Source organism: Fusobacterium sp., assembly GCF_030528405.1.
GTDB lineage: Bacteria > Fusobacteriota > Fusobacteriia > Fusobacteriales > Fusobacteriaceae > Fusobacterium.
This window is the reverse complement of the sequence record NZ_JAUMYY010000011.1, coordinates 36,654-47,029: the sequence shown is the minus strand read 5'-3', so window position 1 is coordinate 47,029 and position 10,376 is coordinate 36,654. Positions and strand designations below refer to the sequence as shown.

The following is a 10,376-nucleotide window of genomic DNA, read 5'->3' as shown; positions in this document are numbered from 1 at the left end:
ATAATGCATGATATAAGTAAGTCAAGTATAAGAAGAAATGAAGAACAGCTTTCTCATTCCCAAATGATGATAAAAAATCCAGAATATATAGTGGCAGAAGTTGAAGAAGTATTAGAATTGATAGAGAGAGAATCAGGATATAAAATAGTTCCCAAGACAAGGGATAATATAGTACATATTGTTTTATCTCACCATGGAAAATGGGGGAAAATTCAACCAGAAACGGAAGAGGCAGAGATAGTTTATATAGCGGATATGGAATCAGCTAAATATCACAGAATAAATCCGATTCAAGCAAATGATATTTTAAGTTTATCTGTTAAAGGAAAAAAGTTGCAAGAAATTGAACAGGAATTAAATTGTTCTGTGACAGTTATAAAAGATAGAATTAAGAGATCAAAAAAAGAATTAAAAGTTAGTACTTTTAGTGAACTTTTAAAAATATATAAAGAAAAGGGAAGAGTTCCTATAGGGGATAAGTTTTTTGTATTAAGGGCTGAAGAAACTAAAAAATTAAAAAAATTAGTGGATGAAAAAGGTTTTTATAATTTAATTATGAAAAATCCACTTATGGAGTATATGATGGACAATGAAGCGTTTGAAGAATAAGTTTAGGTTGGATGAGTATTTAGTTGAAAAAGAATATTTTGAGAATTTAGATATAGCCAAAAGAAATATAATGGCTGGAAATGTTATTATAAATGATATAAAAAGAGAAAAAGCTGGAGAAATTATAGACATAAACAATATAAAATCTTTAAAAGTGAAATATAAAGATTGCCCTTATGTTAGTCGAGGAGGATTTAAATTAGAGAAAGCAATAAGGACTTTTAAAATAGACTTCAAAGATAAAATAGTTTTGGATATTGGAGCCTCAACAGGAGGTTTTACAGATTGTGCCTTACAAAATGGAGCAAAATTTGTATATGCAGTTGATGTTGGAACGAACCAACTTGACTGGAAATTAAGAAAAGATACTAGGGTTAAAAGTATTGAAAATAAACATATAAATGATTTAGAGTTACACGATATAGATAACTGTTTTCCAGATATTATAGTAATGGATTTATCGTTTATATCTATAAGAAAAGTAATTTTAAGTTTAAAAAAATTTATGAATCAGCATAGTTTAGGAATATTTTTGATTAAACCTCAATTTGAAGTTGAAAAAAATTTTCTTGAAAAAGGTATAGTTAAGGATGTTTCTGTATATAAAAAAATTATAGAGGATATAAGGATGAGTTTTGAGAATCAAGGGCTTTATATGCTAGATTTAACAGAATCACCGATAAAGGGAGCAAAAGGAAATATTGAATATTTAACTTTGTTCTCTCTCAATAAAAGTAGAAACAAATAGGAGGCATTAATGAAGGCGGATTTAAAAAAAATTATAATTATTTTTTTGATGTTATTTTTTAATTTATCTTTTGCAGATGAGGATAGAACAGGTTTTCTATATAATTTGAGAGAATTAAAAGAAATTTCTGATATTATGGATTTAATTCAAGATAGATATGTAGATAATTCGGATGCAAAAAAGGCTAAAGAAAAAACAGATGAAGAAAAATCTAAAGAAGATAAAGCAGAAGAGACAAAAAAAGAAGAGATAAAAGAAATAACAAAGAAAAGTTTAATGCAAGGAGCAGTAAAAGGAATTATAGAATCCTTAGATGACCCTCACTCAAGTTATTTTACAAAAAAAGAGCTAAGAGAATTTCAAGAAGATATCAAAGGAAAATATGTTGGTGTTGGGATGGTAATTCAAAAAAAAGTTAATGAGCCACTTGTAGTTGTTTCTCCTATAGAAGATGGACCTGCATATAAGGCAGGTATAAAACCTAGAGATAAAATAACAGAGATAGATGGAAAGTCTATTTATAGCTTAACAAGTGAGGAAAGCGTAAAAAAATTAAAAGGAAAAAAAGATACAATAGTAAAAGTCACAGTTTATAGAGAGATTAATAATACAACTAAGGTTTTTGAACTAAAAAGAGAAGAGATAGAGCTTAAATATGTTAAACATAAAATGTTGGAAGATAATATTGGTTATTTAAGACTTACACAATTTGGGACAGATGTTCACAAAGATATAGAGAAAGCATTGGAAGATTTAAAGAAATCTGGAATGAAAGGTTTAGTATTTGATTTAAGAAGCAATCCAGGTGGAGAGCTTACACAGTCTATAAAAATAGCATCTATGTTTTTGAAAAATGGTAGAGTTGTAAGTACAAGACCGAAAAAAGGTGAAGAAGTATTTTTTAATAGAGAAGGAAAATATTATGGAGATTTTCCATTGGTTATTTTGATAAATGGAGGAAGTGCATCAGCTTCTGAAATTGTTTCAGGAGCATTAAAGGATCATAAAAGAGCTGTGTTAGTTGGAGAAAAAACATTTGGAAAGGGAAGTGTACAAACTTTAATTCCTCTACCAGATGGAGATGGAATAAAAATAACTACAGCAAAATACTATACACCAAAAGGAATTTCTATAAATGGAACAGGAATTGAACCAGATGTCAAGGTTGAAGATAAAGATTATTATCTGATTTCTGAAGGTAGTATTACCAATGTAGATGAAAAAGAAGAAAAAAATAATAAGAAGGAAAGAATAAAGGAAATAAAAGGAGAAAAGGCAGCTGAAGAGGTAGAAAATCATAAAGATATACAATTAGAAGTAGGTAAGGGAGTATTAAAAGGCATGTTTTTAAAGGGGAATAAATAATGTTATATATAGTAGCAACGCCTATAGGAAATTTAGAAGATATAACATTTAGAGCCATAAGAATTTTAAAAGAGGTTAATTATATTTTTGCTGAAGATACAAGAGTTACAAAAAAACTTTTGGATCACTATGAGATAAATAATACTGTCTATAGATACGATGAACATACAAAACAGCATCAAATAGCGAATATAATTAATTTATTAAAAGATGGAAAAAACATTGCCCTTGTTACAGATGCAGGAACACCTTGTATTTCAGATCCTGGTTATGAACTTGTTGATGAAGCACATAAAGAAGGAATAAAAGTTATTGCAATACCAGGAGCAAGTGCATTGACCTCAGCCATTTCTATATCTGGAGTTAATACTAGAAGATTTGCATTTGAAGGTTTTCTTCCCAAAAAAAAGGGTAGACAAACTCTTTTTAAAGAATTAGCTACAGAGAAAGAAAGAGCAATTATAATTTATGAATCACCTTTTAGAGTTGAAAAAACTTTAAAAGATATTGAAAATTATATGGGAAAAAGAGAAATAGTTATTATAAGAGAAATAAGTAAAATTTATGAAGAGGTTTTGAGAGCTAATACTAGAGAATTATTGGAGAAATTAGAGAAGAAACCTATAAAGGGAGAGGTAGTTATAATTATAAAACCTGCTGAATAAGAGGAGAAATTTATGTCGATGACGCAAATAAACTGGTATCCTGGTCATATGAAAAAAACAAAGGACCTAATTAAAGAAAATTTAAAATTAATAGATGTGGTTTTAGAAGTTGTAGACTCAAGAATTCCCATATCAAGTAAGAATCCCGATATAGCTAATTTGTCTAAGAATAAAAAGAGGATAATTGTTTTAAATAAGGCAGATCTTGTTTCAAAAGAAGAGCTATTTAAATGGAAAACATATTTTAAAAATAAAAACTTAGCAGATGAAGTTGTTGAGTTAAGTGCAGAAACGGGTTTTAATATAAAACAACTTTATTTAGCAATAGATAAAGTTTCGAAAGAGAAAAGAGAAAAACTTTTAGAAAAAGGCTTAAAAAAAGTTAATATTAGGATAATAGTTTTAGGTATACCTAATGTGGGGAAATCTAGATTAATAAATAGGATAGTTGGTAAAAATAGTGCTGGAGTGGGAAATAAGCCTGGTTTTACTAAAGGAAAGCAATGGATTAAAATAAAGGAAGGTTTAGAACTTTTAGACACGCCTGGTATATTATGGCCTAAATTTGAAAGTCAAGAAGTTGGTATAAAACTAGCTATATCTGGAGCAATAAGAGATGAAATACTACCAATAGAAGATGTTGCCTGTGAATTTATAAAAAAAGTTCTTGTTTTAGGAAAATGGGATATATTAAAAGAAAGATATAAACTTCTTGATGATGATAAGGATGAAGTAATGGAAAATATTCTATCTAAGATAGCCCTTAGAATGTCAATGCTCAATAAAGGAGGAGAGTTAAACATATTACAAGCGGCGTATACCTTATTAAGAGATTACAGAGCAGCGAAATTAGGGAAATTTACCCTAGATAATTTGGACTGATATTCATATTTTAAAATGATAGAAAGTAATCTTTAATTTTACTAAATATGTTAAACGGAGGAGAATAGAGATGTCAAATTTAAAAAATATCCATGAAACATTAGTTAATTTTTTGAGGGAAAATATATATAAAACAGGTTTAAAAAAAGCTGTTTTAGGATTATCAGGAGGAATTGATTCAGCACTTGTTGCTTATCTTCTAAGAGATGCTTTGGGAGCAGAGAATGTTATTGCAATAATGATGCCTTATAAAAGTTCTAATCCAGATAGTTTAGCACATGCAAAATTAGTAGTTGAAGATTTAAAAATAAATGCTAAAACAATTGAAATAACAGATATGATAGATGCTTATTTTAAAAATGAAAAAGAAGCAACTATGCTGAGAAAAGGTAACAAAATGGCGAGGGAGAGAATGTCTATATTATTTGATTATTCAGCAAAGGAAGAGGCTCTTGTAATTGGAACTTCAAATAAAACAGAAATCTTTTTAGGCTACAGTACACAATTTGGTGATTCTGCCTGTGCTATGAATCCTATAGGAGATCTTTATAAAACAGAAGTATGGGAATTATCTAGATATTTGAAAATTCCTGACGTTTTAATAGATAAAAAACCTAGTGCTGACTTATGGGAAGGACAGACTGACGAACAGGAAATGGGACTTACTTATAAAGAAGCAGATCAAATACTATATAGAATACTAGAAGAGAATAAAACAGAAATAGAAATAGTAAATGAAGGATTTAATTCAGAAGTTGTAAAAAATATTTTTACTAGAATGAATAAGAGTGAGTATAAAAGAAGAATGCCACTTATAGCTAAATTAAAAAATTAAATTAAAGGGGGCTCTTATGCATAATCAATTAAAAGAAGAATTTAAAGAGTTTTTAAAAGATAAAGAAGAAATAAGAGAGATTATAGGAAATATAAGCGGGAGTAACAATTCTAATTATAAGATAATCAGCACTTTATTTTTTGTAATTGTACTAATTTTATTAGTTACTGGAGTATTTTTAGGAGAGATATCTTTATTTACAACTCTTTTACTTATAGCAATAGTGGGAATTTTTAAAATTATTTGGATGTTACAACAGAGTAGTAAATCAATGCATTTTCAATTTTGGATATTGAATTCTCTTGAAATAAGGATAAATGATATAGATAGCAGACAAAAGAAAATTGAAAAACTATTACAAGAATTAAATACAAAAACTAAAGAACAGGAATAAAAAGAAAAAATTTTTCTTTGACAAAAGAGAAAAATATGATATACTAATAAAGGTATAAAATTCTGTATTCCGCTTTATTTATAAAAATAAATGAATACTTATAGGAGGAAAAATGAAAGAAAAGTTAATTGAATTGGTTGAAAAAGAATATTTGAGAAGTGATATTCCTTCATTTAAAGCAGGGGATACTATAGGCGTTTACTACAAGGTAACTGAAGGGAATAAAGAAAGAGTTCAATTATTTGAAGGAGTTGTAATCAGAGTTAGTGGTGGAGGAATAGCTAAAACTTTTACAGTAAGAAAAGTTACAGCTGGAATAGGTGTAGAAAGAATAATTCCAATAAATTCACCAAAAATTGAAAAGATTGAGGTATTAAAAGTAGGTAAAGTAAGAAGAGCTAAACTTTATTACTTAAGAGGACTATCAGCTAAGAAAGCGAGAATTAAAGAAGTTAGATAGTGAACTAAATAAAAATATAAATCCCACCTTTAAGGTGGGATTTTTTTCCAAATATAGATAAATATAGAATATAAAAAAGAAGTGAGTATCCACTTCTTTTCTAATAATTTAATTAAAGAGAATTTACTTTTGCTGCTAATCTAGCTTTTTTTCTAGAAGCAGTATTTTTCTTTAAAATCCCTTTTGTAACAGCTTTATCAAGTTCTTTATATGCAACTGATAATGCTGATTTTGCAGCTTCAACATCTGTATTTTCAACAGCCACTAAAACTTTTTTAGACATAGTTTTAACTCTTGTTTTAACTGCTTGATTTCTTACTCTATTTCTTTCTGCAACTAATACTCTTTTTTTAGCTGATTTTGAATTTGCCATTTAAAAACCTCCAACAAATTTTACATTTATGTAATTAACTAAATAAGATATCATAATTAATAAATATTAATTAAGCTACAAAAAGACACATATTTTACAATGGACCGTATATATTATATCACTTATTTTATGAAAATCAATAGAAAATAAATTAAGGAATAAGAAAATCTTTTTTAAATTCATTCATATTTGTATAAATTTTATTAGATAGATAAAAATATCTTTCTGTATATTGATTATCTTTACCCTCATTATGAACTTTAGAAATTTCTTTCATAATAAGATTCATATGCTCAAAGACTTCAGCAATGAAATCTTCCTCTTTATTAGCTAAAATTCTACCTACTACATTATCAGTATTGTCACTAACATCTATATATCTAATCTCTTGTATATATCTGTTAATAACATTTATAGCATCTCTTACATCAGCTCTCACAATATCACTCTCCAATTAATTAAAATTTAACTACAATTAATTATACAAATAAGAAAAGAAATTGTAAAATAAAAATTAAAAGAAATGATATAATTTAAAAAAAATCACTTAGGAGAAATTATGAAAAAAATACTTTTATTTTTATTTGAAGGAGTAGAATTGTTTGAAGTAGCAACTTTTACAGATATTTTTGGTTGGAATAGTATTGTTGGAACAAAAGATATAATTTTAGAAACAGTTTCTTATAAAGAAAGCATAGGATGTAGTTGGGGGGGAGAGTTAAAAGTAAATAAAGTTGTAGGAGAAGGAAATATAGAAAATTTTTTTGAATATGATGTTTTGGTTATACCAGGTGGATTTGGAAAATACAACTTTTTTAAAGATAAAAATAATATTTATTTTAAAAAACTGGTAGAACATTTTTCAGTTAACGGAAAATATATTTTTGCAATATGTAGTGGAGTTTTAAATCTCATATCCACAGAATATATAAAGAATAAAAAACTTACAACATACTTATTAGATAATAAAAGATATTTTAATCAATTAAAAGACTATGAAGTCTTTCCAATAGATGTAGAAATATGCCAGGATGATAAATTATTTACTTGTTCTGGTCCTGGAAATTCTATAGATATGGCATTGAAATTATTGGAAATTTTAACAGATATAGGAAATGTAAATCATGTCAAAAAAAATATGTTTTTAAAATAAAAAAAGTTAAGTATTCTATTTTTACGAAATATATGGTATTCTTTTAGTATAAAAAAATTTAAGAGGTGATATTATTATGAAAATTGGTGAAAATAAAGTTGTAAGTTTGGAGTATAAAGTTTATGATGCAAAAACTAAAGAGCTTTTAGAAGATACGTATGATTTAGGACCTTATTTTTACATACAAGGTTTTGGGCAATTTTTACCTAAAATTGAAGCAGCGTTGGATGGAAAGTCAGAAGGATATAAGGTAAATATAGAAATTCCTATGGAAGAAGCTTACGGTCCTTATGACGAAGATTTAGTTGAAGAGTTGACACGAAAAGACTTTGAAGAGTTTGATGATATCTATGAGGGAATGGAATTTATTGTTGAATTAGAAGATGGAAGAGAAATGATGTCTGTGATTACTGAAATTGATGAAGATAAAGTTTTTGCAGATTCAAACCATCCATTTTGTGGAAGAGATTTGATGTTTGAAATTCAAGTTGTAGGGGTGAGAGAAGCTACTGAAGATGAATTAGAAGATAGAGCTGTCTATCTGGAAGGTTTTGGAGAAGAGGAGATAGAAGAATACGAACATGAAGGATGTTGCAATGGGCATAATCATAAAGATGGACACGAACATAAGCATGGAGATGGAAACTGTTGTTGCCATAAACATGATAAGGAGTAGATTATGAAAATAGCTTTAGGTGCAGACCACGGTGGATATGAATTAAAAGAAAAAATAAAAAAACATTTATCAGAAAATGAGGATATTAAGGTTTTAGATATGGGAACTTATAACACAGATAGTGTTGATTATCCTAAGTACGGACATATGGTAGCTAGGTCAGTTGTAGAAAAAGAAGTTGATTTTGGCATACTTATATGTGGAACTGGTATAGGAATATCTATTGCTGCAAATAAAATAAGTGGAGTAAGAGCAGCTCTTTGCACTAATACAACTATGGCAAGATTGACAAGACAGCATAATGATGCCAATATTTTAGCATTAGGAGCAAGAATCACTGGAGATGTTTTAGCCCTTGATATAGTGGATGAGTTTTTAAAAACTGCTTTTGAAGGAGGAAGACATATAAGAAGAGTTGAAGCAATAGAGGGATGTGATTTGTTTTAAAAACTATAGAAGGAGATAATTATGGCTACAATTTTTACAAAAATAATAAATAAAGAAATACTTGCGGATATAGTTTATGAGGATGATGAAGTAATAGCTTTTAAAGATATTGCTCCAGTGGCACCAACGCATATTTTAGTAGTTCCTAAAAAAGAAATTCCAACAATGAATGATATTAAAGAAGAAGATGCAAATCTTATAGGAAAAATATATTTGGTTATTGGAAAACTTGCTAAAAAATTCAATTTAGATAAAAATGGTTATAGAGTTGTTTCTAATTGTAATGAATATGGAGGGCAAACAGTTTTTCACCTTCATTTTCATCTAATAGGTGGAGAAAAATTAGGAACAATGGTTTAAAATTATCTTCATTGACAAATAGAAAAAAAAATGTTAACATATACAAGCCATAAAGAGAGATGGAGGGACAGGCCCAATGATATCTCAGCAACCTGCTATTGTGTGGTGCTAAGTCCTGATAGATGGATATGGAACAAAAACTTTTCCCTTTCTGTTTATCAGAAAGGGATTTTTTTTGAATTTTTAAAATTTGGGAGGAAAGATGAAAGAATTTACATATTTTACATCTGAGTTTGTTTCACCAGGGCATCCAGATAAAGTTTCAGATCAAATTTCTGATGCTATTTTAGATGCTTGTTTAAGAGATGATCCAAATTCAAGAGTTGCATGTGAAGTTTTTTGTACAACTGGATTAGTTGTCATAGGTGGAGAAATAACAACTTCTACTTACATAGATGTACAAGAAATTGTTAGGGATAAAATAGATGAAATAGGTTATAGACCTGGAATGGGTTTTGATTCAAATTGTGGTGTTTTAAATACAATACATTCTCAATCACCAGATATAGCTATGGGAGTAGATATTGGAGGTGCGGGCGATCAAGGTATAATGTTTGGAGGGGCAGTTAAAGAAACAGAAGAACTTATGCCACTTGCTTTAGTTTTAGCAAGAGAGATTCTTGTAAGGCTTACTAAACTTTCCAAGCAAAAAGAAATATCTTGGGCAAGACCTGACGCAAAATCTCAAGTTACACTAGCCTATGATAAAAATGGAAAAATTGATCATGTAGATTCAATAGTGGTTTCAGTACAGCATGATGAAGATGTTACAAATGATATTATAAGAGATACTGTTATAACAAAAGTTGTGAATCCTATTTTAGAAAAATATAATTTAAAAAATGAAAGTATAAAATATTATATAAATCCAACAGGAAGATTTGTCATAGGAGGTCCACATGGTGATACAGGTCTGACGGGGAGAAAGATAATTGTAGATACTTATGGAGGATATTTTAGACATGGTGGTGGAGCATTTTCAGGAAAGGATCCATCTAAAGTTGATAGATCAGCAGCATATGCTGCTAGATGGGTAGCAAAAAATATTGTCGCGGCAGACTTAGCTGATAAATGTGAAATTCAACTTTCATATGCCATAGGTATAACTCATCCTGTATCTATAAAGGTAGAAACTTTTGGTACAGCAAAAGTAAATGAAAATTTATTGGCAGAAGCAGTAAACAATATTTTTGATTTATCTCCAAGAGGTATAGAAAAAGCTTTAGAGCTGAGAGATGGAAAATTTAGATATCAAGATTTAGCTGCATTTGGTCATATAGGAAGAACGGATATAGATATTCCTTGGGAAAGATGTAATAGGACGGAAGAGTTAAGAAAATATTGCTTGAAGTAAAGAATATATAGAATTAATATTAAAAAGGGCACTGTAAACTATGCCCTTTTTAGTT

Annotated in this window: 14 protein-coding genes, 1 pseudogene and 1 riboswitch; of the genes and pseudogenes, 13 read left to right on the top strand and 2 right to left on the bottom strand. The window is 28.6% G+C overall.

Annotation, left to right across the window (positions count from 1 at the left end):
- The 8 genes from Q4A58_RS03205 to rplS form a co-directional block, all read left to right on the top strand.
- The coding region (locus Q4A58_RS03205) for an HD domain-containing protein (protein WP_303116524.1) at nucleotides 1-609 on the top strand (609 nt) is incomplete at its 5' end.
- A complete protein-coding gene (locus Q4A58_RS03200; RefSeq protein ID WP_303116523.1) occupies nucleotides 590-1,357 on the top strand; it encodes a TlyA family RNA methyltransferase in 768 nt (255 codons plus the stop codon). The genes Q4A58_RS03205 and Q4A58_RS03200, both read left to right, overlap by 20 nt.
- Nucleotides 1,358-1,366: 9 nt before the next feature.
- A complete protein-coding gene (locus tag Q4A58_RS03195; protein WP_303116521.1) occupies nucleotides 1,367-2,722 on the top strand; it encodes a S41 family peptidase in 1,356 nt (451 codons plus the stop codon).
- A complete protein-coding gene (rsmI, locus tag Q4A58_RS03190) occupies nucleotides 2,722-3,387 on the top strand; it encodes a 16S rRNA (cytidine(1402)-2'-O)-methyltransferase (RefSeq protein WP_303116520.1) in 666 nt (221 codons plus the stop codon). Before Q4A58_RS03195 ends, rsmI begins: the two co-directional genes overlap by 1 nt.
- Nucleotides 3,388-3,399: 12 nt before the next feature.
- The gene (gene ylqF / locus Q4A58_RS03185) at nucleotides 3,400-4,269 is read left to right on the top strand and encodes a ribosome biogenesis GTPase YlqF (RefSeq protein ID WP_303116518.1); all 870 of its coding nucleotides are present in this window, start codon (nucleotides 3,400-3,402) and stop codon (nucleotides 4,267-4,269) included.
- A 70-nt stretch (nucleotides 4,270-4,339) separates the two neighbouring features.
- On the top strand, nucleotides 4,340-5,104 hold the full coding sequence (locus tag Q4A58_RS03180; protein ID WP_303116516.1) for an NAD+ synthase: 765 nt from the start codon (nucleotides 4,340-4,342) through the stop codon (nucleotides 5,102-5,104).
- Between the two features lie 16 nt (nucleotides 5,105-5,120).
- Nucleotides 5,121-5,498: a hypothetical protein gene (locus tag Q4A58_RS03175; protein WP_303116515.1), complete on the top strand. Its 378-nt coding sequence runs from the start codon at nucleotides 5,121-5,123 to the stop codon at nucleotides 5,496-5,498.
- 112 nt (nucleotides 5,499-5,610) lie between these two features.
- On the top strand, nucleotides 5,611-5,958 hold the full coding sequence (gene rplS, locus Q4A58_RS03170) for a 50S ribosomal protein L19 (protein WP_303116514.1): 348 nt from the start codon (nucleotides 5,611-5,613) through the stop codon (nucleotides 5,956-5,958).
- Nucleotides 5,959-6,070: 112 nt separating this feature from the next.
- Here the strand turns inward: rplS and rpsT are convergent, their stop codons facing one another.
- Both rpsT and Q4A58_RS03160 read right to left on the bottom strand, forming a co-directional pair.
- A complete protein-coding gene (gene rpsT / locus Q4A58_RS03165; protein WP_303116513.1) occupies nucleotides 6,071-6,331 on the bottom strand; it encodes a 30S ribosomal protein S20 in 261 nt (86 codons plus the stop codon).
- Nucleotides 6,332-6,482: 151 nt separating this feature from the next.
- Nucleotides 6,483-6,770 carry a hypothetical protein gene (locus Q4A58_RS03160; protein WP_303116511.1) on the bottom strand — a complete coding sequence of 96 codons (288 nt, stop codon included), beginning with the start codon at nucleotides 6,768-6,770 and terminating at the stop codon, nucleotides 6,483-6,485.
- Between the two features lie 120 nt (nucleotides 6,771-6,890).
- Here Q4A58_RS03160 and Q4A58_RS03155 point away from each other — a divergent pair, with 120 nt between their 5' ends.
- The 5 genes and pseudogenes from Q4A58_RS03155 to metK all read left to right on the top strand — a co-directional run bounded on the left by Q4A58_RS03155 (nucleotide 6,891) and on the right by metK (nucleotide 10,321).
- Nucleotides 6,891-7,484, top strand: coding sequence for a DJ-1/PfpI family protein (locus Q4A58_RS03155; protein ID WP_303116509.1), 594 nt, complete (start codon nucleotides 6,891-6,893; stop codon nucleotides 7,482-7,484).
- 76 nt (nucleotides 7,485-7,560) lie between these two features.
- Nucleotides 7,561-8,049: pseudogene (locus Q4A58_RS03150) on the top strand (peptidylprolyl isomerase); the annotation flags it as partial.
- A 114-nt stretch (nucleotides 8,050-8,163) separates the two neighbouring features.
- The gene (gene rpiB, locus Q4A58_RS03145) at nucleotides 8,164-8,607 is read left to right on the top strand and encodes a ribose 5-phosphate isomerase B (protein WP_303116508.1); all 444 of its coding nucleotides are present in this window, start codon (nucleotides 8,164-8,166) and stop codon (nucleotides 8,605-8,607) included.
- A gap of 21 nt (nucleotides 8,608-8,628) precedes the next feature.
- Entirely contained in the window at nucleotides 8,629-8,967 is a 339-nt protein-coding gene (locus Q4A58_RS03140) for a histidine triad nucleotide-binding protein (RefSeq protein ID WP_303116506.1), read from the top strand.
- A 44-nt stretch (nucleotides 8,968-9,011) separates the two neighbouring features.
- Nucleotides 9,012-9,102, top strand: a riboswitch (SAM riboswitch).
- A gap of 67 nt (nucleotides 9,103-9,169) precedes the next feature.
- Complete coding sequence (gene metK, locus Q4A58_RS03135) at nucleotides 9,170-10,321, top strand: methionine adenosyltransferase (RefSeq protein WP_303116504.1); 1,152 nt, start codon at nucleotides 9,170-9,172, stop codon at nucleotides 10,319-10,321.
- Nucleotides 10,322-10,376 lie beyond the last annotated feature (55 nt).